The sequence below is a fragment of the Vogesella oryzagri genome (genome assembly GCF_040148885.1).
Lineage (GTDB): Bacteria > Pseudomonadota > Gammaproteobacteria > Burkholderiales > Chromobacteriaceae > Vogesella > Vogesella oryzagri.
Genome location: NZ_JBEFLD010000009.1, coordinates 1 through 26,121, shown reverse-complemented (window position 1 = coordinate 26,121; position 26,121 = coordinate 1). Strand labels below are relative to the sequence as shown.

The window sequence follows — 26,121 nt, the reverse complement described above, 5'->3', positions numbered from 1 at the left end:
TGGCGCGCGGCACCTCCGAGCGCCATTTTATTATCCAGAAAACGGCAAGCCGGATGGTACACTTTCATGTCATCCGGCTTGCAACACTTTATTGTACTAAGAAACTCGTACTGGCACTAGCGGAACTGCCACTACTACTAGCAATGCCTTTGACCTGGTACATCCCCGCTGGGTCTTTCTGTTTACTAAGACGCATCTGATACACCGCTTGGCCTTTGCTATCGGTAATTATCGACTGGCTGACCACCGTTCCGTTTGGTTTGGTTACACTGAAAGCCACACTAGCATTGGTAACTGGCTTGCTGTTCAACATAACCGTGCTGGTAATCTGCACCGTACTGCCCTTGTTATAGCTCGCCTTATCGGTCATAACCGAGGTTGACAAATTCGCACTAGTCGCAGAAGCAATCGTGTAGCTAGCCGAGGCACTAGCGCTGCTAGCACTATTATTGGTAGCAGTTACCCCAACGCTGTATGTACCCGCCACGGCAGTAGAGGCGGAGGCTACGGAGAGCGTCGTAGAGCTGGCGCCCCCCGGGCTGACAGTCAGGGCAGGGCTTCCAAGAGTACCGCTCCAACCGGCCGGCACGTTCGGCTGCAGGTTGAAGGTTGATGCAGCGCAGGCACTGCTGTCGTTGTTGGTGAGCGCAACCGTGTACGCCACCACAGTACCAACTGCCACCAAAGAATTTTGCGAACTTGACATCACCACTGACGGATTCGCATGCGTACAGGACGTTGAATTAGCCAGCTGTATATCGACCCCAGCACCGGCGCCATTTGTCCACGTCGTTGTAATAGTTACACCGGCCGTCGAATCACTAAAACTCACTCCAGAAGTCAAAGCCGCGTCGTACCAATCCCATGAAGTTGAGTCGCTATTAGGAGTCATGTCAAGCAGAAAGCTTGTGCCAGAACCAGACTCTGATCCAGTTCGAATCACTACCCCAGTCATATAATTACTGATCGGTAACGTTGCAAGATAAGCATCAAAACCAATCGCTTGACGGTACTCAATGTAATACCAAGTGCGTACTCCTGTAACAGAGTCAACACTTTTGAGAACCTTTAGTGCCTTGGGATTACCACTAGCGGTTTCATAGGGTTCCAAAGTGTAACTACCGCTATTTTGCACAGTGGTAATGGTAGGCATTGTGCCATTGTTCAGCCAGCCCAACCGCTCCTTCTGGAATGCATTGAAATGGCCCGCCCCAGTATTTCCCATAACATCAGCTGCATCACCATATTCAATACTGGTGCAAGATGAGCCAATTGTACCTGTACCACAATTCAAACCATGAGAATGATCAAGCCCTAAGTTATGACCAAACTCATGAGCAACAACCTTTGCCTCCAGGCTCCCATTAATCACGATATTTGCAGGCACCCCCCCCATCGTCCCACTCCCAGACCAACCGCAAGACATGTTTTTAGGCATCACATAAACATGATGGGAATAGTTTGCCAAGTTAATCCCCGCAGCCGTCGCAGCCTGCTCCCCATGCGAGATGATTTGAAATGAATCACAAGTACTCGTAATAGGAAGCGTATACCAGCCGTATGCGTTACCAGAAATCCAAGTCTGCTGGGACGAATTTTCACGCATGAAGTTATTAGTCTGGGTGAACACTACGCTGCTCGCGTCGGCAAGCGTAAAGGGCTGGGTAGCGTTGTCCTGGAAGTTAACCATCATTACCAATACTTTGTGTTCGCCCAAGGTAGAGGGTGAGGCCAGAGCCATAACCTGAACGCTGCTGCTGGAGTCCAGATAGAGAATGGAACCACTCTTAGCCCCCCTGACACGCAACTTGGTGCCGCTGGGGTGATGTGGCTTATCGCCCTTGAAATGGAGCTCATATCGCTCTCCAGACTCGGTCTTCAGGAAATGCCGGGTACGGCTCTTCTTGTTCTCGAAATCATCCTCGTGCTGCACCTCCAGCTCACCTTCCAGCTCCACCGCTGCCGCGGTGCCGGCCTGCGCCTGTACGGCAGTAACCTTTGCAGCGGGTACCGCCGCCTGCAGCGATGCCGCCTGGCCGGCCAGCAACAAACCGGCCAGCAAAGCGGCCCACTTGGCCATACGTTGGCCGCACGAAAATTGAGAATTACGCACTGACTTGCTCCTTTACACGCCCGGAAACCACCTTGTCGCTGCCTGCGCAACCGACCCGATATCCATCAGCCCGGTGATTTGCCCGATATTTATCAAGCAAAGCGCTTTTTAGACAATTAGTGTTTTGTTTAAAATTACTGACCCGTAACAACCCGTCCCAGATTCAAAACAACCCTCTCGTCCAGCGCAATTTTGTTTCCAACAATTTCTTTACACCCAAGGCCAGAATATACAGAGGAAAATATGAATTGCAACGCTGCATTACTGCCATTTTGAAAAAAATTCATACAGGTACAATATATTAATTTACCGTTTAAATTCATACGCCTGTGTCAATAGGTGATATTAAATCACTTGCCAAACAGCTTAACGCTGGCAATTAATATTCATCATGAGATATTAATATGGCAATGAAGATTTCAAATAAAACCCAAAGAAAATAAATTTAAAACAGGTAAAAAATAACCAAGATTCACAGGGTAAAAAAAATAGCCAGCCACAGCAAGGCTTGTATGCCAAATTGCCATGACGAAGCTTTGATTTTTTCAAAACCCGCGGGGAACAGTATTGAATGCGAAGACCACCGTAGCCGCCCGTCGGGAGCCAGCCGGCCGGCGCAAAAGACTGCGGGCCGGGTGTTGGCAAACACCCGGCCCGCAAAAAGACAGGAGATCGAAACTAGTGGCGAAAATGACTCAGCGGCTGGCCGCCGCGTTCAGCAAGGCCTCAATACGCGCCGCCGGCACAGCGCCCGCTACGCGCTCGTTGTTCTCAAAAAACATGGTGGGGGTGCCGGTAATGCGGTGCTTGCGTGCCAGTGCTTCCAGGTTCGCCACCGGATTGGCACAGTCGCCGGTGCCGCCAGGGGCCACGCCATCATTAACTGCGGCCAACCATGCCTTGGCCGGGTCGCTGGCACACCATATCTGCCGCGATTTCAACGTGGCGCCCGGATGCAGCTGCTCGATAGGGAACAGGAACACGTAGACGGTAACGTTGTTGACCGACAGCAGCTCGCCCTCCAGTTGCTTGCAATACGGGCAATGCGGGTCCTCGAACACCGCCATCTTGCGCTTGCCGTCGCCCTTGACGATCTTGATCGCCTGCTCGAACGGCAGCTTGTCGAACGGCAACACTGTCAGCTTGGCCAATTGCATGGCGGTCAGGTTCTGCCGTGTCTTGGCATCGATCACCGCACCCTGCAGCACAAAGTTCACACCATCGTCCACGTAGAACAACTGGCCGCTGCTGAATATCTCATACCAGCCAGGCATTGGCGCCTTGCGCACCTGCTCGGCCTTCATGCCGGGAAAGCGCTGCTCCAACTGCGTCGCCACCTGCGCTTCGTCGGCCTGTACCACACCGGCAAAGCCAACCACCATCGCCGCGGCCATCAGCAATAGTTTCCAGCTGCCCTCGCGCTTCATCATGCACCCTCCTCTACAGAGTTACTTCCACACTATAGCCAAGCGGTCTGGTGCTGCACGGGTAAGCCGGCAATAGCGCGGGACCGGCATTTTTGGCCTATCTGGCAGGCAATTACCGGCCTGGCCGGGCCAACAGCATTAACCCCGTACTAGTAATAGAAGCCTGCAGATGCTTTGAACACTTTCAATTAAAAGTAATGTTGAAAATAGTTGTCATTGGCCACTTGCATACCTAGCTATATATCACACTCATTTACATTACTTTAAATTATTAGTTGAATTAGATGTCTGAAAAACCTAAAATCGAGCTGTCCCGATCGGACTCGTGAACCGACATTTCACTGCTCCGTCGTTGACCTTGCCTCCCAAACGGCACAACCACAATAAGCATAACGATTAGCGTTGCCACTCTTTCATTTAGCTAGATTTATCACAGGGGAATCGGCGAGCGATTCCTGGCAGGAACCGCCTCTTAAGTATCTGGAGGTGCAAAATGAGTCATCTAGTCACAGGGATGCCGGACACCCCTGCTGCCTGTCCCACGACAGACAGCAGGTGTACGGCACCACCTCAATCCGGCGTCCAGAGCAGGCTATTGGCACTGATACGACGTGCCCCCGCCATTCTGGCAATCATTCTGGCCAGCCTGGCAGCCAGCCCGGTCTGGGCAGTTCACGACGACAACCTGTTTGAACTCGATCAACCCACAACCTGTACCGTACAAGAGAAAGGCGTGGACACCGTGGTCAACTGCGGTGCGGCCAACGTAGCGGACAACCCCGCTGGCATGCCGGATGACTGGGCCAATGTCTACGCTGGCACCGACCATGCCTTTGCCCGTGCCTTCGTTGAAGATCCAACTGGCGCTGCAGAAACCAGCTTTTTTACCGGTGGCGGCTCCAAAGATGAGGAAGCTATCGACACCACGCTAAATGCCAACAAATCCTGGGAGTACAACAACGCCAATGATGTCGTCCCTGACAAAGACGATATTGCCCATGCGTTTGCCGCCGCCTACAAGGCCGCTGACGATCACATCATTTTCTACTTTGGTGCCGATCGCCTCGATACCAGTGGCGATGCCGAGATGGGGTTCTGGTTCTTCCGCAACCCGATCAGCCTGGGAGTGAAACCAGCTTTTAAAGGCGTGCATGCGGTAGGCGACATCCTGGTCCTGGTGGACTTTGTCGGTGGTGGCGATGTTGGCAACATCACCATTTATAAAGTCAGTGCCGTAAGTGCCACTGGCGTACCGACCATGACACTGGTGGCCGACAAGAGTGGAGCCGACTGCTCGCTGGTAGGCACTGGCGATCAGGCCTGTGCTGTCATCAACAATATCGCCGGTGAAACACCACCCTGGGGTTACACCAACAAGGATGGCCAGCACAGCTACCAAACGGCAGCACTGTTTGAAGGCGGTATCGACCTGACAGCCCTGGGACTGGATTTGGGCTGCTTCAGCACCTTCATGGCGGAAACCCGCTCGTCCCACTCGCTGAGTGCCGAGTTGAAAGACTTTGCCATGGGGCAATTCAACGTCTGCGGTATGAAGGTTGAAAAAACGGGCGACACGCTGTCGAAAGTCAGCGATCCGGTCGATTACACCATCACCATCACCAACACAGGCATACAAACCCTGTACAAACAAAGCATTAGCGATAGCGTACTGGGCGCCATCACCACCGGTGGTGTAGACCAGAGCAACAGCTATGTGCTTGGCAATACCTGCGGTGCCAGCCTGGTCGGTGGTGCCACCTGTACCGTTACCCTGCGTCGTACCGTACAAGCCGGGGATCCTGATCCTCTGCCCAATACGGCAACCGCAATCTACCGGGAGAAAGCGAACCTGACAGGCACCTCCCTGACGGCAACGTCCGGGCACGAGGTCAACCTGTTCCAGCCGTCGATTACCCTGACCAAGACAGCCGACCCAACTGCGATACTGCAAGGCCAAACAGTGAACTATAAGATCAAGCTGACCAACACCAGCTCGGACGATACGCCACTGCTCAATTGCACCATCACCGACGCCATGCTGGGTATCAACGAAACGGTGACCGGACTGGTGCCAAACGGCAGCAAGGAGCTGACACCGCAATTCCTGTTCGACAACATCAAACTAAGCTGGTGTGCACTACGGCTGGACGGGCTAGTAGAGTGTACCAATACTGCGGTGGCCACCTGCTCACCACAAAACTGGCCGAACGTGCTGAGCAAGCAGGCAAGTGCCAAGGTCGTCATTACACCGGCATTCGTGGGCGTGACGATCAAAAAAACAGGTCCGCAATACGCCAAGGTGGGTGATACCGTCACTTACACCTTCAAGGTAACCAGCGAAAGCAATGTGCCAACCACAGTAACCTCACTCAGCGACAACGTGCTGGGTGACCTGCTGGATGACATGAAAGCGGTTACCGGTTGTGGTACCGATCAACTGGCGGCAGCCGGCAATACCGGCGACAGTTGCACCTTTACTGCCTCGCGCGCCATCCAGGCAGGTGATGCTGATCCGCTGAAGAATACGGTTAAAGTTACTCTGGTTGATGCGTTTGCCAATGCAGCTTTTGCCGAGGCATCGCACGAAGTTGATCTGGTGCATCCAGCCTACACGGTCAGCAAGTCCTGCGTTAGCGAGCCGGTTCCGGCTGGTGCTAGTGCCAACTTCGACATCAAGGTGCTGAATACCGGCGATATCCCGCTGGTACTGGCCCTGAAAGATGCGGCAACTGGTATCGACCTGAGCAATATCGCCTTGGGCACCGTGGTGAACAACAACTGCGTGTATGACAACAATGCCTCTGACGGCTGCTACCTTGCACAAGGCAGCATGATCGCCACCGGCACGAGCGTAAACAACACGGTTGATGCCACCGCAACCCTGCCGACGCAGTATGGCTTGCCTAACGTGATCAACCACAGCGCAAGCTCAAGTTGCTCTGTAGTACAAGGTGGCGCCACTCGCACCCCGGGCTTCTGGCAGACTCATGGCTTCGACACTGGCTACACCTGCCATGTGTTCTACGACCATCTGTCGGGCAGTATCAGCCTTGGTTGGAGGAACGTCGAAGAGTGCAGCGAGGTAATGGGCATCTTCTGGGCCAGCCCGGCCAAGAACAGCAACGGCACGAAACGTAGCCAGCTGTGTCAGGCCACGGAACTGGCATCCTTCCAGTTGCTTGCCGCCATCCTCAACACTGCGCTGGATAACGGCAAATCACTGCCGATTGATCCGAAGTCGGGTCTGGACATCGTAAAAGCCGAGCAACAAGCACTGAGCTACTGCTATGACAATAACAGCAGCACCGTGTGTGACCGTAACAACATCCTGCGCCTGAAAGGTCTGCTGGGTGATTACAACGGCTCTGGCGACAACACTGCCATCATCGACGCCGATGGTACGGTGGTCAAACATGCCGACCCGCGTTCTTCTCGTCAGCATGCTGACATCCCGGTGGCCGACTGCAACTGAGCGTAGTCGCCACAACTGGTCACCAACCAGTCAGGCCGGTCCTCGGACCGGCCTTTTTCATCCCCGATGGGAGAGCGGCCATGTTGCTTCCATTACGTCAGCTAGCGGCCACCAGCGCCGCCCTGCTGTGTTGCCTGATCGCCCCGTTGGTCTGGGGGAACGAGCCCCCCCAGCCGCTACTGCATCGAGTGCTGAATGTGCAGGACAGCGGCCCGGGCTCGCTGCGCCAGGCCATCCTGGACAGCCGGCAACAGCCGGGCTCGCATCTTGTGCGCTTTGAACTCGAAACGTTGGCCGCACCGGCCACCATCACACTGCGCTCCCCTTTACCGGTATTGCATGGTGAACTGACCCTGCAAGGACAGCAGCCAAGCCAGCTGTGGCAAAGCGGCGGCATCATCATCAGCGGCGCCAAGCGCTTTCGCCTGCTGGAAGTCGCAGCGGACGGCAAGGTCGCCATAACAGACCTGACACTGGCCGATGGCCAGGCGCCGGCAGGCGCGGCCATTCTGAGCAGTGGCCAGCTACGGGTAAACGGCGTGAGCTTTTTGCAAAATCATGCGAGCGAGGATGGCGGCGCAATTTTGCAGACCGCCGGCCGGAGCCACATCATCAACAGCACGTTTTACCGCAATGGGGCCGCTCGCCACGGTGGCGGCATCGCGCAATCCGGCGGGGAGTTAGTGGTGGGCAACAGCACCTTTGCCGACAATGCCGCGCAGACCGGAGGGGCGCTTCATAGCCTTGGCGGGCTATGGCTGCGCAACACCCTGCTGGCCAACAGCCAGAGCGAAACCGACTGTGTTCTGCTAGGCGCACTGCACCCGGCCAGCGACAACAATCTGATCATGAAACACCAGGGGTGCGGCCAACCTGTCAGCCAGCAGGAGCCACGGCTGGAAGCGCTGGGTTATTACAATGGCCCTACCCCCACCCTGCCGCTGGGTGGCGGCAGCCCGGCCATCAACCTGGGCAGCAACGCGGCGGCACTCGACGAACAGGATCAACCACTGGAATGGGATCAGCGCGGCAACGGTGACCCCCGCATTGTGGCGGGCATCGTTGATATCGGAGCCTTCGAAGTACAGGCCTACCCACGCTTGATGGTGAACACCCTTGCCGACAGTCCTGCCGCCGCCTGCAGTGGCACGCGGGGTGACTGCTCGCTGCGTGGCGCCCTCAGCCTGGTCGAAGCCATGGGCAAATCCGCCACCATCCTGTTCGACCCGCACATCTTTGGCACTCCACAGCAAATAACGCTGGCCTCGCCCCTGCCCGCACCAAGCGTTCCGCTGGCACTGGATGCGGCCAACTGTGCCGCCATCACCCTGCGCGGCACCGGTGCCCCGTTTGCCCGCAACACACAACTGCAGCTGCGAGGCATCGAATTGCTGGACTAACCAACCCGACTCGCGCGAGTTGGCCAATGCAGCCATCGCTTCGTGGCAAGCAGTGCCGTCACGCGCCACCGCCCCCCTCCACCCCCTGCTGCGCCCCTCCACGCGGGGTGGCGCAGCAAAAAAAATGCCCGGCAAACTTGCCGGGCACAACAGGGCATTCATACGCTTGTTACCTGGTGCTGATCTGTACTGCCACGCTGGTGCTGGCTTTGTTGACCCCATCGCTGATGGTGTAGCTGAAGCTGTCGCCACCTTTGGCCTTGCTGTTCGGGGTGTAGGTCAACGTGCCATTGCTGTTGATGCTTACCTTGCCCTTGCTGGGGGTGGTCACGGCGGTGACGGCCAGCGCCTTGCCTTCCGGATCGTAGTCGTTGCCCAGCACGGTAATGGTGACGGCAGTACCGATGCGGGTGGCGGCGCTATCGCTCACAGCAACCGGGGCCAGGTTGGTGGTGGTGCCACCGCTGGTAGTCGTGGCCTGCACGCTGAAGCTGGCGCTGGCCGCCCCCTGGTAACCGGACTGCGTGGCATTACTGGCATTGGTGCTAATGCTGTAGCTACCGTTGGTGGCCGTGCTGGACGAAGTCACGGTCAGGGTGGTGCTACCGCTGGCACCTGCGGCCAGGGTCAGCGAGGCGGCACCCAGGCTGCCACTCCAGCCGGCCGGCACTACCGATGCCAGGTTGAAGGTGCTGCTGCTGCAGGCGCTACCATCGGCATTGGTGACACTCAGGGTGTAGTTGGCCGCACCGCCCGGCGTTACCGTCCCGCTCTGGCTGCTAGTCAGCGTTACGGTCGGGTTGGCCCGCACGCAGCTGGGCACGGGTGCAGTCTGGCCGGTGGTGCTGACGCTCACGGCGGCACCGGTACCGTCGGCAGACAGCACGGTCATGCTGACACCATTGGCATCGGTGTAGGTCTTACCCACGGCCAGCGATGCATCGCTCCACTCATAGGAAAGGTTGGTATTACTAGCCGGGGTCATGTCCAGCAGATCGCTGCTGTCGCCGTCCCCTTCGGTGGCCATGTGCACCAGTACACCACCAGTTATACCCGGACTATTTTCCAAGGGCGTATCCAAGTTGATGGCCTGGCGATACTCCAGGTAGTACCAGCTTTTTTGTCCGGTAGTGGCATTAACTGACTTCAGCAGCTTCACTGCCTTGGTGCCATTGCCGGTAGCCGCATAGGGCTGGATCATGACGGTAGCACTGCCGCTTTCCACCGTGGCGATAGCCGGCGACACACCGTAATTCAGCCAGCCCAGACGTTCTTTCTGGAAGGCGTTGTAATGCACAGCCAAACCAGCACCCATGGTATCGAACCAGTCACCATATTCGCTGCGCGTGCAGCTACTGCCCAGCGTGGTGGCACCACATTCCAGCGAATGCGAATGCCACATCCCCAGGTTATGGCCGAATTCATGGGTAAACGGTTTACGAGTCAGGTTGCCATTCATCCAGGCAGTAGACGGGCTGCCGCCTACGGTGCCCAGGCCAGCCCAGGCGCAGGTGCTGTTTTTCGGCATCACAATCACGTGGCGGCTATAGGCGGAGATATTCACGCCGGCATTGGTCGCCGCTTGCAGCGCCGCATCGCGAATCACCATGTAATCGCAAGTCTGGGCAATCGGCATGGTGATCCAGCCAAATACGCTGCCACTGATCGAGGTCTGCTGCGACGAGTTTTCCTTGATAAAGCTATTGCCCTCGCCAAACACCACTGTGTTTGCCTGGTCCTTGGTATAGGGCTGGGTCTGGTTGTCCTGGAAATTCACCAGCAATACCGCAGTGTTTTGGGTACCAAAGGTGTTGGGCTCCGGCGATGCCAATACCTGCACGCTGCCAGAGGTGGATGAATCCAGCGCCAGCACATTGCCGCTCTGGCTGCCCTTTACCTTCAAGCGGGCACCACTGGGCTGCCGTGGCCCCTTGCCTTTGAACTTCATTTCGACACGGCCTTTGTCGGTATGCAGGAAATAGCGATAGCCGCTTGTCTTGTCTGCATTGTGTACATGCAGCACTTCCAATTCACCTTCCAGCTCCACTTTGCCTGCGGCCTGCAACGCCTGTTGCGCCTGCGGCGGCACTGCCGCGTGTACCGGCGTAAAGCCGCCCACGGCTGCCATCAATGGCAGCAGCAGTGCGAGCTGAAAAATCTGACCTGACTTCTGGCCGGTGGCCTGGGTGCGGGTAAACATCGACTACTTCCTTTCACAAATGCCCTGGAACCTGCTTGCCGCCGTTGCCATGTGCCGGTGAGGCGCTGGCTTGCGCATTTTTCTGCAACTTTTCCAAGCATCCGGCCCATTTAAGACGAGATCATTTGGTTTAAAGCTCTAAAAGCAGAAAATGCGCTGCGGCTATTTTAAATATATTGTTTATTAGATTCCAAAATTGATAACAAAGCTTTCAGCTCAACCCTCGGCGCCTATTAACCAGAATTCATATCAAACCGGACCCGGTTTTTCTTGAATTCGTAGCGCTTCGTTTAGGATCTAGCCCTTACTATACACATCCTGATTTCAAAAAAAATAGGCAAAATATTTTATGACAAAATTAGTACATACAATAAATACTGTTTGTATATTTATTTATTCAACATTTTTCAAAAAGAATAATCCAGCAAAATCACTCACTTAACGTGTTATTTTTTACAACACCACACCGTCAACAAACTAATACACACCTGACACACACCGTCACAAAAATAGTGCCACCCATTATCTCCAGGATTACATCCATTTATTCTAAAAATAAAAAGCATCGTATATCATACTGCATATAAATTAGAAAAATACTTCACCAGTACAGTTACAATCAAAATATCAATGGATGGTTTTGGCAAAAACTTGCAATCATTGCTTAACAGTCAGATTTTGGCAAAAAAAATAGCCGCCAAATCGGCGGCGGCTATTCAGATTGCAAAAATAAAAGGCGAATTAATATAGCGATATTCTGCAAGTAGATAGTTACTCGGGCGAGAGTTCACCCGTGTCACTGCCCGCCTCGGATGGTGGGGATGGGATAGAAGGCGCCTCCGCGGCAGGCTGAGACGCCGCCTGTTCCGGCGCGCCGGAACTGTCGCTGACAGCACCGGGGGAGGCCGCTACCAATCGATAAACAAAGCGCCAATCAGCGTAGCTGTCGGCCTGGGCAAAATCGCGGTCTTGCGGCGAAAAATTATCCCGCTTCAGCGGCTTGCCTGCCGCCAGGCTATACACCCCGGCAATGCCTTCATCCGGGGCGCGGATAAGCCCCCATTCGGCCTTGGCGGTAAATGGATCGGGATAGACGCGGCGCAAATAGCGGCGAGTGAATGGAAAACGCGGGTCTTGCAACAGCGCCGCCAGCGTGGGCGGGAAACGTTTGGCCCCACCCGGCGACTGTTCATAGTATTGCGCGATAGCCTGCCGGAACTGATTGCCGATAAACAGCAGCTCTCTCTCACGTTGCCGCTGCACTACGGTTGACCAGATCTGCCCGCTTGCGGCCAACCACCAGCCCAGCACCAGCAGCACCGCCAGCAACCCCAGATAGCTGAAGCCATGCTGCCGACGCGGCCAGGCCGGGCGGCGTCGCGCCGAATGGCTACAGCTCGCGCAGCGGCGTGCCATCACGGGTCTCCCCTTCCGCGCCGCTACGAACATCGTAGACCCCGCCCTTGCTGGGGTCGTCCGGTGGGACCACCACCCAGCTGGTTTCGGTATCGGTAAACGGATCGGCCGGCAGTTTGCGTAAGTAGCGATCGGTAACCAGCGCTTGCAGGCTGTCCGGGTAGCGCGCCCGGTCGCCATAGTATTTGTCGATGGCATCGCGCATGGTAGACAGATCGCTCAGCAGCACCGCCTCGCGCGCCCTGGCCACGCTATCCAGGTAGCGGGGAACCGCGATGGTGAGCAACAGCGAGATGATCACCATCACCACAATCAGCTCGATCAGGGTAAAGCCGGCTGACCAGCGCCGTCTGCGGCCGTTACCACTGCCGGTAGGGGATGCCGTTGAGCCCGACGCCTTGCGACAACGAGTAAACATCATAGACATCTTCGCCCTCCTCGGGATTATCCGCCGGGCTGGCGTAGCTACGCAGTCCCCAGCTGTCGACCGGCGCCTGCTCGTTGCTGGCCATCGGGTCGCGGGGGATACGGCGCAGGAAATAGAAGCGGCGCTTGCCTTCCGGATCCTTGGGGTCGACCACGCCATCCGTCAGTACCGCCAGGGTCTTCGGATAACCGCTTTCGTCCGCCGCGCGGGGAATCTTGCCCTGATCCACCGCTGCCTTATAAGCATCAATGGCCTCTCTTAACTGCCGCAACGCCTGCTGCAGCGCCTGCTCCTTCTGCCGCTGCACCGTCAGCTCGGCCAGCGGCAGCGCCACGCTGGCCAGCAAAGCGATGATGGCAACCGTCACCACCAGTTCTATCAGAGTGAAACCCTGCATCCGACGGGAAAGCATGGCCATGCCCTCACTGAACTGGCGGTGTACTCCCGCCCGGTGGCGCGCCAGACGGCGGCACGGCCGGCGTCGAGCGGAAGGGCACGATCCCCGGCACCGGCACCATGCTCGGCGCCGGTGGTGGCGGCACAATGGCCGGCGTGGCGACGATGGTGGCCGGCGGTGCGCTGCCGCCGGATACGCCACCACCCACCGTACTTTCCGTCCCGGCCCGGAACTGGGTAAAGCGCGGGTCCGGCACCGCCAGGTTGTGCACGATATGCGGGGTAATCAGCAGCACGATTTCCGTTTTGGAACGGTTGTCGTTATTGCTGGAAAACAGCCGGCCAAGCAGTGGCAGATCGCCCAGCCCCGGCACCTTGGTGATCGAGCTGCGGTCCTCATCCTGAATCAGCCCGGCCAGTACCTGTGTCTCGCCATCGCGCAGCCGTAGCACGGTGTCCGCCGCCCGCGAGCCGATCTGGTACGCCGTACTGCTGCCAAAATCCACTTGCTTGACGATACTGCTGACCTCCAGGCCGACATCGATGGTGACGTCGTCATCCAGCCCGATACTGGGCTGTACTTCCAGTTTCACCCCCACGTCCAGATAGGACACCGACTGCGCGATACCGGCGTTCACCACCGCGGTGCTGGTAAACACCGGCACCTTGTCGCCGATGTGGATCTTGGCTTTCTCGTGGTTTTTCACCCGGATGCGCGGATTGGCCAGCACGTTGGCGTTGCTGTCCTGTGCCCGCAGCCGCAGCAGAATGGCCGGATTGGGAATGAAGGTGGTCAAGCCCAGCGGATTGGCGCGCAGGTCGATCATGCCGCTGGACAGGCTGCCGCCGGGCGTGGAGGAGGACACGATGACGCCGCCGGTGGTCGACGAGGTGGTGCTGCCCTTATCCAGCAAGCCGTAGCCGATCTGCGCCGGCCACTCGATACCCAGGTTCTGCAGCCGGGCGCGATTCACCTCCAGCACCTCGACCTCCAGAATCGCTTCCGGCTCGGCCAGATCCTGGGTGGCCAGCAGTTTCTCTGCCAGTTGCACCGCTTCCGGGGTATCCCGCATCACCACCAGGTTGCGTTTGTCGTCCACATACACATCGCGGGTCTTGACCAGCGCGCGGATCAGGTTGGCCGCATCCTTGGCCTCGGCATTGGCCAGGAAGAAACTGCGGATCACCAGCTCCTGATAGTCCTTCAGCTTGGCCGGGTTATTGGGGTAGATCATGACGGTGTTGTCGCTGAGCACCCGCTGGCTAAGCTGATTGGTGACCAGCAGCAACTGCACGGCATCCTCAATACGGGTATTGCGCACAAAGATGGTGGCGCGCAGATCCGGGCGCACATCCTTGTCGAACACAAAATTGATGCCGGCGGTGCGCGAGATCACCTCGAATACCGCCTTGAGTGCCGCATCACGGAACTCCAGCGTGATGGGCCGCGACATGGCGGCCTGCAACTGTGGGCTGAGCAGCGAGGGTGCGGCCTGCTGATCGTACAGCTTGCGCTGCAACACCCGCGCATCGCGCTGGCGCGGGTTTTCGGACAGCACCCGCTGCACCGTGGCCAGGGCGGCGGCGCGATCGCCTTTTTCCATCTGCTGCTGCGCATCGGCCAGCAGCTGCACATGACGGCGGCTGAGCGACAGCGCCTCCAGCCCATCCTGCGCCCGCTGGTTCTGCGCATCCAGCCGCAGCACGCGCTGGAACAGCTGCTCGGCATCGTCCAGCTGCCCGCTCACTTGGGCGCTGTTGGCTGCTGCCAGCCACTGGTTGATGGCCCGCTCGCGCTGGGTAAACAGGTAGCTCTTGTACTCGGCGTTACCCGGCTCGGCCTTGACCACCCGCTCAAGACGGGCCAGGCCTTCCTCGACATGGCCATCCAGCAGCAGCTGCTTGCCTTCCATGAACTCCTTGTTACTGGCACAAGCCCACAGCAGCAGCACGGTGGGGAGCAACACGATTAAGCGTTTCAATTTGCGCCTCCTATATCCAGGGTTTGCTGCATCTGGAGCGGCAAATAGGTGAGCCGCATGACGGGCGGGGTGATGGCTTCCACCCGGTAGGTCCCGTCGACGACATCATGGTTCTTCAACACCAGATTGCGATCGCCGTTGCTGACAAAGACGGTCACCTGGTCACCATCGACCAGCTTGCCGATATAGGTAAACGGCAAGGCAGGCGGGCTGGGTGGTGCGGGTTTTGGCGGTGGCGGCGGCACGTACCATGTCTGCTGTGGAAACAGGTTGGCCGCAGAGCCATCCTGCGGCACCTGCCGCGGCAGGCTCGCCAATGACAGCGCGCGCAGCTCTGCCTGCGGCGGGGCGGCGGCCTTGGTCACACGCACCCGCTCGCTGCTAACCACCGCCAGCGGGGCCTGTGCGCCGTCATCCGGCGCCATCACGACCAGCCCCAGCGTCACCACCAGGGCGGAAACCAGCAGCAAGACGCGTTGGCGTGGGGTCAGCATGCTCATTCCCCCCTCATCAGTACAGCCAGATGCATGGTGGCATCCAGCTGCTCCTGCCCGATGTTGTCGCGCTTGAAGCGCAGGTCATCCAGCAGCAGCGCCGGGTTGTCCGCCATTGCCCGCGACAGGAACTGCCGCAACTGGCGATAGTTGCCGCGCAGCGGCAGGGCGATTTCGTAGCGCAGCAGCTGGCTGCCCGGCAGGGGCTGCACCTTGTACTCTCCGCGCGGCAGCTGCAGTTGCTGTGCATCGGCCGCGGCATAGACTTTCTGCAGCCACTGCTCCGCCTGCCCCTGCACTGGGAAGGAACGATAAAACTGGCTGAGCCGCAGCTGCGGACTGGCTACCGGGTGCGCCTGCTGATAGCGCAGCTTGGCCAACGCCTGCCGCTGCAGCTGGATTTGCTGCTGCGTCGCCGTCAGCTGCGCTTGCAGCGGCCGGCTGACGGTGACATAGAACAGCCCGCAGCCCAGCAGCACCAGCAGCAGCACCCACAGTGCCTGGTCGGTCTGCGCCAGCAAGTAGCGCCAGCGGGCGGCGATCATGATGCCAGCTCCCACTTGGCCTGCAGCGTGAAGCGGATCGGTAGCTCCTTGTCCTGCAGATTGATGTGGTGCTCCTGCAGCGCCACGTCGCTGACGCCCGGCAGTTTTTCCAGCCGCGACATGTAGTCCAGCAGCGCCTGCCGCTGCTTGACCTCGGCGGTGATGCGCAACAGCCGTTTCTTGCCGTCCACCTCCAGCGCCAGCAAGGCAACCTGCTTGTTGGCCGCGGCTTCCAGCTCGGCGAACAAGGCGTCCCACGGCTGTGCCAGCTCGTCCCAGGTGGCATTGGCCTGCACGATCTGCTTCTGCAGCGCCGGGTCGAGCTTGCGCTCGCTCACCGGGCTTATCCGCTGCAATGCCTGCTGGTTATGGTTGGCCAGTGCCTGGAACTGCTGCAGATTGGCCGTCTGCTGCCGGTAATGCCAACCGGTCAGCGCTACCGCCGCCACGGCCAGCAGCAGCAACAGCACGCGTCCCGGCCGCACACGCCGGGCCTGTACGAAGTCTAGTTCGAGGGCGCGCATCATCTCCCTCCTCCGCTCGACGCCAGGCCATAGCATGCGGCCAACGCCGAACCTGGATGACCGGCCTCGGCGGGTAGCTGCAGCGGGCGCAGGCGTGGACTTGGCCGCGTCGGCGCGATGGCATAGCCGGGGGTAAAGGTGGCCAGCTCGCTCGGCAGCTGCGACTGTTCCAGCTGCAGCAGCATGCGATGCAGCGCCAGCGACGCCGCGCCCGGCTGCTCGGCCGGCAGGGTTTCAAACAGCAAGCTCTGCCAGCTGGCATGGCGGAAACTGGCCAGACTCAGTAGCCCCGGCTCGGCCAGCAGCAGGCCACCATCCTGCACGTTCAGCTGTTTGCGCCACAGATTGAAGGCCACCATGAGATAGGGCTGCACCAGCTGCAGGCGGATAGCCAGCTTGTCGCAAAGCCCCTGCAGACTGGTAAGCAGCGCCTCGTCGATGGCGCACGCCAGCACCGCGCGGCCATAGCCATTGCCGGACAGGCGATAGCGCCAGCCGGCGGCCAACTCGCCAAACACCTGGCGGTAATTGTGCCGCGCCAGCGCCAGCCACTCTGCCGGCCCGTGCAGCTCGTCGCTCCACGGCAGCAATTGATAGCGTGCCAGCCGATTGGACAGCACCACGCTCAGCACCGGCCGCTGCCACTGTCGGCTGCGCAGCAGTTGCTCCAGCTGCGGCAACAGCGCTTGCCAGCCGGGGGTGGCATCCGCGTCGGCGCTTACCGTGATGTCGCTCAGCTGCGGACGCCACCCGGCCCGGGCATGGCGCAACACCAGTTGCTCGGGGGTGATTGCCAGCACTAGCCGGTCATGCCACGAAAGTAACACGATTGACTTCCTGTAATGTGGTCTCGCCGCGGACCACCATATCCATGGCAGCCTCCCGCAAGAAGCGCGTCCCGTTGCGCCGCGCCGCTTCCTTGATGGTGCGGATCGGTTCCCGCATCACGATCAATTCGCGAATCTCATCCGTCAGCCGCAGCATCTCCCCGATCGCCTTGCGGCCCTTGAAACCGGTGCCACGGCAGTGACCGCAGCCGCTGCCGGCACGGAAGTTGGCCACGGCGGTCTGCTCCGCGGTGATACCGGATGCGGCCAACAGTGCCGCCGATGGCTGCTCCGGGTGTGAGCAATGCGGGCAGTTAAGCCGCACCAGCCGCTGGGCAAAAATGCAGTTCAGCGCGGAAACAAAGCTGTAGGGTTCCACCCCCATGTGCACGAAGCGGCCAATGACATCGAACACGTTGTTGGCGTGCACGGTGGTGAACACCAGGTGCCCGGTCAGCGCCGCCTGCACCGCAATCTGCGCGGTTTCGGTATCGCGGATTTCGCCCACCAGGATCTTGTCCGGGTCATGGCGCAGAATGGAGCGCAGCCCGCGGGCAAAGGACAGGCCCTTTTTCTCGTTGACCTGAATCTGCAACACGCCGGGCAGCTGGTATTCCACCGGCTCTTCGATGGTGATGATCTTGTCGCGGCCGGAGTTGATCTCGGTGACGGCGGCGTACAGCGTGGTGGTCTTGCCGCTACCGGTCGGCCCGGTGACCAGCACCATGCCGTAAGGCTCGCAGATGTAGCGGCGCATCTCGCCGATCAGCCCTTGATCGAAACCCAGGCTGTCCAGCCGCAATTCATGCAGCTGGTCGGTCAGCGCCTGCCGGTCCAGGATGCGCAGCACCGCATCCTCGCCCAGCAGGCTAGGCATGATGGAGACGCGGAAATCCACCTCGCGGCCCTGCATGGCGATCTTGAAGCGGCCGTCCTGCGGAATGCGCCGTTCGGTGATGTCCAGCTCCGACATCACCTTGACCCGCGACACCATCTGCTCGGCCAGATCCGCCCCGCGCAGGCTACCGGCCGGCAGCAACACCCCGTCCACCCGGTATTTCATCGCCAGCCCGCCGGCTTCGGCCTCCAGGTGAATGTCGCTGGCGCCCATCTTCAAGGCGTCGTAAATCACCGAGTGCACCAGCTTGACCACCTGGCTAGTGTCCTCGCTGATGGACTTGTAGGAGATATCCTCGATCGCCGTGGTCGCCACCTGGGCATTGCCATCGTGGCCAAGCAGCAGATCCACCGCGCGCCAGGATTCCTCCGAGCGCAGCAAGAAGGCGGCAAGGTCGGCATGGTGCACCAGGCACCAGTTGGCCGCAGCCGGCACCGCGCAGTTGGCCCAGGCGCGGAAGTCCGCATCGAACGGATCGACAAACAGCAGTTGCAGCGCTCCGTTCTCGGTCCGGCACAGCATGCACTCGTGCTGCGCGGCCTCCAGATACGGCACGATTTCGAACGCCGGTGTCAGCGACTGCAAATCCTCCATACTGCGCACCGGGTAGTGAAAGGTCTGCGCCAACGACGCCACGAACGCCTCCGGCGACAAGCCAGAGCGCTCCTCCAGAATGGAAATCAGTGGCCGGTTGTGCAGCCGGGCCAGCTCGCGCGATTCGCGCAGCTGGGCATCCGTCAACACGAGGGTGCGACCCGGCAGTAAGGCGTCCTGGCTCATCGTATGCTCCCAGCCAGCTCGAAAATCGGCAGGTACATCAGCACCACTACCGCACCGATCAGCAAACCGATAAATGCCATCAGCACCGGCTCGAACAAGCGCGTAAAGCGCTCGACGGTCATGGCAATCTCGTCTTCATAGAACTTGGCGATGTGCTCCATCATTGCGCCCATCTGCCCGCTTTTTTCCCCTACCCGCAACATGCGCAATACCACCGGCGTGGTCAGGTCGTTGCCATGCATGGCTTGCGACAACGGCTTGCCTTCCGCAATCTGGGCCGCCACCTGCTGCAGGCGGTCACTCATCGAAAACTGCAGCAGCCCCGCCACCATGCCCAGCGCCGGCACCACCGGAATCCCGCTGACCAGCAGCATGCCGAGCATGCGATAGAAGCGGGCCAGCTGATACAAGTGCATGTGCACGCCCAGCACCGGCAGCTGCCACAGGCGATCCAGCAGCCAGCGACGCACGCCCGGACGGCTCAGCAGCTGGACGAGCAGCACCAGAGCGGCCAGCACCAGCAGCAGCAACGTCAGCGCATGTCCTTCGATAAACTGCCCCCACTGCAGCAGCAGGCGGGAGAAAAGCGGCAGCTCACTGCCGACCGCCTCATACACCCGAGAAAACCGCGGCACCACATAGCCCAGCAGAAACAGGAAAACCAGCGACCCCATCAAGATCAGCAAGGCGGGATAGATCGAGGCATTGACCAGTTTTTTCTTCACCAGGTCCGCTTGCTCCTGGTAGGCGGCATAGCGTTTCAGGGCCTGCTGCAAATCACCGGTTTTTTCACTGGCACGCACGGTGGCAATATACAGGGCAGGAAATATAGCGGGATAAAACTGTAAGGCATCGGAAAAAGACTTGCCTTCTTTCAATAGGCCGACAATCTGCAGCAATATTTGTCTGGATTCTGCACGCTGCTCTTTTTCATTCAGCGTTTCAATCGCCTCGACCAATACCAGACCGGCGGCCAACAGTGCCAATAACTCCTGGGTAAACAGATTCAATTGAAAACCGGTATGTTTCTTGCCAGATAATAAACTGCTACCTGACTGGCGTTTTATGGTCAATACCGCATAGCCCTGGGCATCGGCCTGCCGCAGCGCATCATCGTCGCTTGCCGCATCCAGTGTCAGCAACTGTATTTTGCCGATTCTATCGACTGCCTTGATTTCGAATTGCATGGCTGCGCTACCAGTTTCCGATATCGGCTTCCTCGCCGCTGCCCCCCAGTTGCCCATCTTTGCCATAGCTGAACAAGTCAAAATCGGCGTGTTCACCGGGGTAGCGATAAATATAATTACGCCCCCACGGATCCTGCGGCGCGGCCTTTTTCAGATACGGCCCCTGCCAGTTTGGCTCGTCGGTCGGCTTGCCAAACAGCGCAGTCAAACCCTGCTCACTGGAAGGATAATGCCCGGTATCAAGGCGGTATTGATCCAGCGCCTTTTCAAACGCATCTATTTGCGCCCGTGCCGTTTTTACCTCGGCCTTGCCAACTTGCGCAAAATAGCGCGGCGCAACATAGCCGGCCAGCAAGCCAATGATGACCAGCACCACCAGCAGTTCTAGCAAGGTAAAGCCGGCATGCCTGCTGCCACGATCAGAAAAAACAGAAAAAAATGACACGCAACACTCCCTGCAAACATAAAGTTTGGGAAAGCAATGCAGCTGTCCATCATGGTTTCAAATAGATTGCGCATGCTGCATATTTAGCTTGGCTTCTTTATAGTGCAGCCAATTTTTTCCGCCATTAATTTCATGCTACCCTGTAGTCTGCCTCGTGCTTATTAATGCCGTAAAAATAACTGGTACGCATATTTAATTATCAATGCAAGCATGAATTTGCTTACCACCAATACCCAATGGCACAACAGCGCAGAAAATCCTTTCTGGATAGTATGCCGACATGAAGCCCGCCGGCAGCCCGGCAGTCAGCCGCCCACGGCGCCCCGCAACCAGCGCGGCCACGCGGGCGAGATGAAACAAGGGAGATGACAGGCGGCCACACGTGGCAGCGCTGACTGGCCGCTGTGCGCCAGCCACAGCCGGGCTGCGCGGCGGCACCGCACGGCAGACACGCCAGCTGGGCTGGTGTCAGAACGTTGGCCGCACACCATTTCCTGGCAGACAATGCCCGTCGGGTATTGTATTGTCGTAGTGAAAGTGCCCGGGTCGATAAGGCATGTCTCGCTGCCGCACGGCAAACAAATCACCACGCAGGATTTCCACCATGGCAATGAACAAGCAGCTGAATCCAGCCTCCTTCATGGAGCTGCTGCTGGATGCCGTGTGCGCGGTGGATAGCGACGGCCGCTTTGTGTTTGTCAGCGCCGCCGGCGAGCAGATCTTCGGCTACACGCCGGAGGAGATGGTGGGCCACTCCATGCTGGCCTTCATCCATCCCGCCGACCGTGAGCGCACGCTTGCCGCCGCCGGCAAGATCATGGCCGGCCAGCCCAACCCGCATTTTGAAAACCGCTATATCCGCAAGGATGGCAAGGTGGTGCACATCATGTGGTCGGCCCGCTGGTCCGAATCGAACCAGATGCGCATTGCCGTGGCGCGCGATGTCACCGAACGCAAGCGGGCGGAATCGATGCAGGCGGCGCTGTTTGCCATCTCCGAAGCCGCGCATGCCGCCGAGAATCTGCCGGCGCTGTATCAGCAAATCCACCAGATCATTGGCGAGCTGTTGCCGGCGCAGAATTTCGCGGTGGCCCTCTACGATGCCGCCAGCCAGCAGCTGAGCGTGCCCTACCAGGTAGATACGCGCCCGGCAGACGCGCCGCTGACGCCGCCGGACCTGTGTGCGCTGGGCAATCAGGTCATCACCAGCGGCCAACCTTTGCTGTGGCAGCGGCAGTTGAATCAGCCGGAATGCGCCGCGGAGCTGGACGACCCCCTGCTGCAAAGCTGGCTGGGCGTGCCGCTGTGCGCCAGCATGGGCGTGACCGGCGTGCTGATTCTGAAAAGCTACCACGCCAGCATGAGCTATACCCTGCAGCATCAGGAGCTGCTGCAATACGTCTCTACCCAGATCGCCACCGCCATCGAGCGCAAGCAGCTGCACAGCCGCCTACAGCATCTGGCCCAGCATGATGCCCTCACCGGGCTGCCCAACCGCGCGCTGCTGAACGACAAGCTGCAAAACGCGCTGACCAAGGCGATCCGCCACAACAGCCGGGTGGCACTGCTGTATCTGGACCTGGACAACTTCAAGCACATCAACGACAGCCTGGGCCACACCACCGGCGACCTGCTGCTGCAGGCGGTGGCCAGCCGCTTGAGCCAGTGCGTGCGCGGTTCGGACTCGGTGGCGCGCATTGGCGGCGACGAGTTCATCGTGCTGATCGAAAACCACCTGCGGCCGGAACATGCCAGCCTGGTGGCGGAGAAAATCCAGCAGGCGTTTGCCACGCCGATCGACGTCAATGCCTGCGCGCTGCAAGTCCATGTCAGCGTCGGCGTCGCCCACTTCCCGGAACACGGCAGCAACGGACAGCAGCTGCTCAGCCACGCCGACGACATGATGTACCAGATGAAGAAGCAGCGCCGCGGCCAGCACGCGCGCTGATTGCGGCCAACCTTTGGCGACAAAAAGCCCCGGCAGCTTGCGCTACCGGGGCTTTGTACTGCGTTAGCGGGGTGGCTTACAGCCAGCCAGCCACACGGGCGCTGTTGCCGGCTACCCATTTTTCGGCCGCAGCGGCCGGCTTGATGCCGTTTTCCACGTCCAGCATCACGTTACCCACCTCTTCCGCCTTCCAGCTGAATTTCTTCAGGAAGCTGGCCACGGCCGGTGCCTTGGCCGCCAGGCCCGGGTTCACCACGGTATCAACATGCTCCTCTTCGCCGTAGACCTTTTTCGGGTCTTCCAGGAAGCGCAGGCGCCACTTGGCAAACATCCAGTGCGGAATCCAGCCGGTTACCGCGATCGGGCGCTTGGCATTGATGGCACGAGCCAGCTCGGACGCCATACCCGGGCCGGAGCTAGGCATCAGCTTCACATCCAGGCCGTAATCCTTGATCGCCACCTCGGTGCGCTTCATCACCCCGGCGCCGGCATCAATGCCGACGATGCGACCCTGAAACACCTCCTTGTACTTATTAAGGTCGGTAATGGTCTTGGCCGGCACGTATTCCGGCACGATCAGGCCGATCTTGGCACCCGGATAGTTGGTACCGGCGATCACCACCTTGTCCTTCAGCTTCTGGTAGTAGTCACCATGGGTGGCCGGCAGCCAGGCCGACAGCGTGGCATCCAGATCGCCACGCGCCACGCCCTGCCACATGATGCCGGCCGCTACCGGCACCAGCTCTACCGGGTAACCGAGCTTGGTCTTGATGATGTTGGCCGCCACCTGGGTAGTGGCCACGCTGTCGGACCAGCCTTCCACATAACCAATCTTGATCGTCGGCTTGTCAGCAGCATAAGCGCCGGCACTACAAGCCACGGCGGCTGCCAGCAACGTCATACGGGTGAAGTACTTGCTATTTGTGTTCATCTCTATTCCTCAGCCTGTTATGTAGGTAATCACGAGAAACTGCCCATTGCGAGCACCTGAATGGCACTTCTTATTGAATCTCTTCCGGCTTCACCACCAGCCAGTTCTTGTCGGCGGTTACCGCCTGACCCAGTGCCTTTTGCTGCTGGGCGGATTTTTCCCACCACGATTGCATTGCCGGCATGTACTTGGCCTTGCGGTTCACCCACACCCGCATGCCGCCCTTGTCGATATCGGTACTGTTAAGCAGCATGTAGCCATCGGAAATCGGCGTATCGCCCGCCACCAGCACCGGTTTGCGCCACTGGTCGATCCAGCCGACGATGCTGCCGAGCTTGCCTTCATACCAGGTCATCGGGTTCATCAGGAACGGCGTCAGCTCCAGCCCCAGGTTGGCCGCAGCGTCGTACTTGCCCTTCTTGATCTGCAGCCGCGAAGTGGTCAGCGCGCCGCTGGCACGATCTTTCAGCAGCAGGTTCACCCCGATCACGTTCTGCGGCTTGACGTTGTAGCCATACTTCGGATCGCTGGCCACCATGCGCACCAGCTCCTCGCTGGCGGCGGTCATCACATACACCTCGATGCCGTTTTCCTGCAGCTTGTTGTACAGCTCCTGCATGCCGGTGTAGATGCGTGGCCGGTTGACCGTGCCCTCCACTACCTGCTCGCCGTTGTAGTACTTGATCGGGATCGGCTTGTCGTAGGCCATCAGCTCGTCGACGTAGCCCTTCAGCTCTTTCAGCGTGAAACCGGAGAACACCTGCGCCACCCACGGGTAGCACACCAGATCGTCCACCTCGCACAAGCGGTAGTAGTAGCTGTTGAGGCTCTCCCTGAAGCCCGGACCGTCCTTGAACGGCAGCAGCTTCAGCGACGGGTCCAGCTTGTCGCGGGTCAGCACGCCCTTCATTTCCAGATAGGGCAGCAACGATTCTTCCAGGTCATAGCGGTAACTGGTGTTGTCCATGTCGAACACCGCGTACTCGCCCTTGTTGGCATGCTTGCTGATCAGGCCATTGAGCCGACTGGCGGCATCTGCCGGCCAATGCGCCAGTTCGGTGGCTTGGCTACCGGCGGCGGCCAGCAGCAGTGACAGGGAAACGGTAAGGCGTTTGAAACGATTCATCAGCAACTCCTGTAGGTGGGGACAAAACTGCCGACAACAAAAAACCCGGCATGCCTTACATGCCGGGCTGAATTGGATTTACGCCCCCCATACCTCGCCAAATACCCGCAGCCAGTTTTCCCCCAGCACCTTGCGCATCTTGCTTTCGCTCCAGCCGGCCTTTTCCATGGCAGCGGTCAGATTGGGCGTTTCGCCGATGGTGCGGATGCCTTCCGGGTTGAGGATGGTGCCAAAGCTGGTCAGGCGGCGATAGCGGCCCTTGTCGTGGGTGATCCAGTCGAAGAAGCCCTTGTCGTAGCCCTGGGTAAAGTCGGTGCCGAAGCCGACGCAGTCTTCGCCCACCAGATTGATCACGTAGTCCATCGCTTCCACGTAGTCGTCGACGGTGGCTTCGATACCGCGCTTGAGGAACGGTGGGAACATGGTCACGCCGATGAAGCCGCCGTGGTCGGCAATGAACTTCAGCTCCTCGTCGCTCTTGTTACGCGGGTGCTCTTTCAGGCCGGACGGCAGGCAGTGCGAGTAGCACACCGGCTTCTTGGATTCCAGGATCGCCTCTTTCGAGGTGTTGCCGCCGACGTGCGACAGGTCAACCATGATGCCGGTGCGGTTCATCTCGGCAATCACCTCGCGGCCAAAGCCGGACAGACCGCCATCACGCTCGTAGCAGCCGGTGCCGATCAGGTTCTGCGTGTTGTAGCACAGCTGCACCACGCGCACGCCCATATCGGCGAAAGCCTCGATGTAGCCGATGTTGTCTTCGAAGGCATGCGCGTTCTGGAAGCCCAGGATGATGCCGGTCTTGCCGTCGGCCTTGGCCTTGCGGATGTCGTCGGTGGTGCGCACCAGCGACAGGATTTCGTCGTACTGGCGGATTTTCTGCTTCATCTCGGCGATGTTGCTCACGGTATCGGCAAAGCCTTCCCATACCGACACGGTACAGTTGGCCGCGGTCAGGCCGCCCTTGCGCATGTCTTCGAAGACCGAGCGCTCCCACTTGGCGATAATCAGGCCGTCAATAACGACGCTGTCTTGATGCAATGACATGATGGCGTTTCCTTTGAGCATGAGTTGGCCGCAGCGGGGCGTCAGGCGCACCGCCGAGACAGAATTAACAGTGACAGATCAGGCAGTCACGGCCTTGCGAGCCGGGGTGGCGTGCTGCTTGTCCACCAGCCGCAGCAGCGGGTGGCTGGCCGATTCCGGCAGCTTGGTCACCGCAAAGCGGTACGGTGTCGCCACCTTGCGCAGCAGCAGCCACAGGTAGTCGGCAAAGCTGCGACGAATCACCAGAAACACCCCGTCGTTCTCCAGCCGCAACACCATGCCACCCGCTTTGCCCAGCACGGTGTTCACCACCTGGCCCACGGCGATCGATTCGAAGTCGTACACCCCCATGTGGCGCAGCACGGTGACGTGCTCGGCACCTGACAGCGACAGGCAGGTCAGCCCGCCACTGTTGTCCACCGCCTGGGCGAACAGGCCGGCAAAGGCGGCATCGAAAGCGGCCAACCTTTGGGTCAGCTCGGCGCGGCGGGTGATCAGCAGCAGCTCGTCCGGCGACTGCCACAGCAGCACGCCCG

21 protein-coding genes are annotated in these 26,121 nt (G+C 59.1%); 3 read left to right on the top strand and 18 right to left on the bottom strand.

Annotated features, from left to right (window positions below; genetic code table 11):
* Window positions 1-88 precede the first annotated feature (88 nt).
* Window positions 89-2,113, bottom strand: a complete 2,025-nt coding sequence (locus ABNW52_RS16050) for a peptidase M11 (RefSeq protein WP_349589968.1) — start codon at window positions 2,111-2,113, stop codon at window positions 89-91.
* A 695-nt stretch (window positions 2,114-2,808) separates the two neighbouring features.
* A complete protein-coding gene (locus ABNW52_RS16045; RefSeq protein ID WP_349589966.1) occupies window positions 2,809-3,543 on the bottom strand; it encodes a DsbC family protein in 735 nt (244 codons plus the stop codon).
* A 490-nt stretch (window positions 3,544-4,033) separates the two neighbouring features.
* On the opposite strand from ABNW52_RS16045, the gene ABNW52_RS16040 reads away from it, so the two are divergent.
* Both ABNW52_RS16040 and ABNW52_RS16035 read left to right on the top strand, forming a co-directional pair.
* Window positions 4,034-7,012, top strand: coding sequence for a DUF7507 domain-containing protein (locus ABNW52_RS16040; RefSeq protein WP_349589964.1), 2,979 nt, complete (start codon window positions 4,034-4,036; stop codon window positions 7,010-7,012).
* 80 nt (window positions 7,013-7,092) lie between these two features.
* Window positions 7,093-8,412: a choice-of-anchor Q domain-containing protein gene (locus ABNW52_RS16035; RefSeq protein ID WP_349589962.1), complete on the top strand. Its 1,320-nt coding sequence runs from the start codon at window positions 7,093-7,095 to the stop codon at window positions 8,410-8,412.
* A gap of 169 nt (window positions 8,413-8,581) precedes the next feature.
* Here the strand turns inward: ABNW52_RS16035 and ABNW52_RS16030 are convergent, their stop codons facing one another.
* From ABNW52_RS16030 to gspG, 12 genes are all read right to left on the bottom strand, one after another.
* The gene (locus ABNW52_RS16030; RefSeq protein WP_349589959.1) at window positions 8,582-10,612 is read right to left on the bottom strand and encodes an Ig-like domain-containing protein; all 2,031 of its coding nucleotides are present in this window, start codon (window positions 10,610-10,612) and stop codon (window positions 8,582-8,584) included.
* 771 nt (window positions 10,613-11,383) lie between these two features.
* On the bottom strand, window positions 11,384-12,028 hold the full coding sequence (locus ABNW52_RS16025; RefSeq protein ID WP_386108345.1) for a type II secretion system protein: 645 nt from the start codon (window positions 12,026-12,028) through the stop codon (window positions 11,384-11,386).
* Window positions 12,003-12,446 (bottom strand): type II secretion system protein, encoded by a 444-nt coding sequence (locus ABNW52_RS16020; RefSeq protein WP_349590352.1) that lies wholly within the window; start codon window positions 12,444-12,446, stop codon window positions 12,003-12,005. The genes ABNW52_RS16025 and ABNW52_RS16020 overlap by 26 nt, the downstream gene beginning before the upstream one ends.
* A complete protein-coding gene (locus ABNW52_RS16015) occupies window positions 12,388-12,867 on the bottom strand; it encodes a type II secretion system protein (RefSeq protein ID WP_349589955.1) in 480 nt (159 codons plus the stop codon). Before ABNW52_RS16015 ends, ABNW52_RS16020 begins: the two co-directional genes overlap by 59 nt.
* 10 nt (window positions 12,868-12,877) lie before the next feature.
* A complete protein-coding gene (locus ABNW52_RS16010; RefSeq protein WP_349589954.1) occupies window positions 12,878-14,833 on the bottom strand; it encodes a secretin N-terminal domain-containing protein in 1,956 nt (651 codons plus the stop codon).
* Window positions 14,830-15,333 (bottom strand): hypothetical protein, encoded by a 504-nt coding sequence (locus tag ABNW52_RS16005; RefSeq protein WP_349589952.1) that lies wholly within the window; start codon window positions 15,331-15,333, stop codon window positions 14,830-14,832. Before ABNW52_RS16005 ends, ABNW52_RS16010 begins: the two co-directional genes overlap by 4 nt.
* Window positions 15,330-15,872, bottom strand: a complete 543-nt coding sequence (locus ABNW52_RS16000) for a hypothetical protein (protein ID WP_349589949.1) — start codon at window positions 15,870-15,872, stop codon at window positions 15,330-15,332. The genes ABNW52_RS16005 and ABNW52_RS16000 overlap by 4 nt, the downstream gene beginning before the upstream one ends.
* A complete protein-coding gene (locus ABNW52_RS15995) occupies window positions 15,869-16,399 on the bottom strand; it encodes a hypothetical protein (protein WP_349589947.1) in 531 nt (176 codons plus the stop codon). Before ABNW52_RS15995 ends, ABNW52_RS16000 begins: the two co-directional genes overlap by 4 nt.
* Window positions 16,396-17,223 (bottom strand): hypothetical protein, encoded by an 828-nt coding sequence (locus ABNW52_RS15990; protein WP_349589944.1) that lies wholly within the window; start codon window positions 17,221-17,223, stop codon window positions 16,396-16,398. Before ABNW52_RS15990 ends, ABNW52_RS15995 begins: the two co-directional genes overlap by 4 nt.
* On the bottom strand, window positions 17,204-18,901 hold the full coding sequence (locus ABNW52_RS15985; protein WP_349589941.1) for a GspE/PulE family protein: 1,698 nt from the start codon (window positions 18,899-18,901) through the stop codon (window positions 17,204-17,206). Before ABNW52_RS15985 ends, ABNW52_RS15990 begins: the two co-directional genes overlap by 20 nt.
* Window positions 18,898-20,088 carry a type II secretion system F family protein gene (locus ABNW52_RS15980; protein ID WP_349589939.1) on the bottom strand — a complete coding sequence of 397 codons (1,191 nt, stop codon included), beginning with the start codon at window positions 20,086-20,088 and terminating at the stop codon, window positions 18,898-18,900. The genes ABNW52_RS15985 and ABNW52_RS15980 overlap by 4 nt, the downstream gene beginning before the upstream one ends.
* 7 nt (window positions 20,089-20,095) lie before the next feature.
* Window positions 20,096-20,533 carry a type II secretion system major pseudopilin GspG gene (gspG, locus tag ABNW52_RS15975; protein ID WP_349589937.1) on the bottom strand — a complete coding sequence of 146 codons (438 nt, stop codon included), beginning with the start codon at window positions 20,531-20,533 and terminating at the stop codon, window positions 20,096-20,098.
* A 604-nt stretch (window positions 20,534-21,137) separates the two neighbouring features.
* Between gspG and ABNW52_RS15970 the strand changes: the two genes are divergently transcribed.
* Window positions 21,138-22,481 (top strand): diguanylate cyclase domain-containing protein, encoded by a 1,344-nt coding sequence (locus tag ABNW52_RS15970; RefSeq protein ID WP_349589934.1) that lies wholly within the window; start codon window positions 21,138-21,140, stop codon window positions 22,479-22,481.
* Between the two features lie 76 nt (window positions 22,482-22,557).
* Here ABNW52_RS15970 and ABNW52_RS15965 read toward each other — a convergent pair whose 3' ends face one another.
* The 4 genes from ABNW52_RS15965 to ABNW52_RS15950 form a co-directional block, all read right to left on the bottom strand.
* A complete protein-coding gene (locus ABNW52_RS15965) occupies window positions 22,558-23,412 on the bottom strand; it encodes a glycine betaine ABC transporter substrate-binding protein (RefSeq protein WP_349589931.1) in 855 nt (284 codons plus the stop codon).
* Window positions 23,413-23,482: 70 nt separating this feature from the next.
* The gene (locus ABNW52_RS15960) at window positions 23,483-24,538 is read right to left on the bottom strand and encodes an HAD family hydrolase (RefSeq protein ID WP_349589928.1); all 1,056 of its coding nucleotides are present in this window, start codon (window positions 24,536-24,538) and stop codon (window positions 23,483-23,485) included.
* 78 nt (window positions 24,539-24,616) lie between these two features.
* Window positions 24,617-25,585: a dipeptidase gene (locus tag ABNW52_RS15955; RefSeq protein ID WP_349589925.1), complete on the bottom strand. Its 969-nt coding sequence runs from the start codon at window positions 25,583-25,585 to the stop codon at window positions 24,617-24,619.
* 78 nt (window positions 25,586-25,663) lie between these two features.
* A partial coding sequence (locus tag ABNW52_RS15950) for a sarcosine oxidase subunit gamma (RefSeq protein WP_349589923.1) occupies window positions 25,664-26,121 on the bottom strand: 458 nt, incomplete at its 5' end.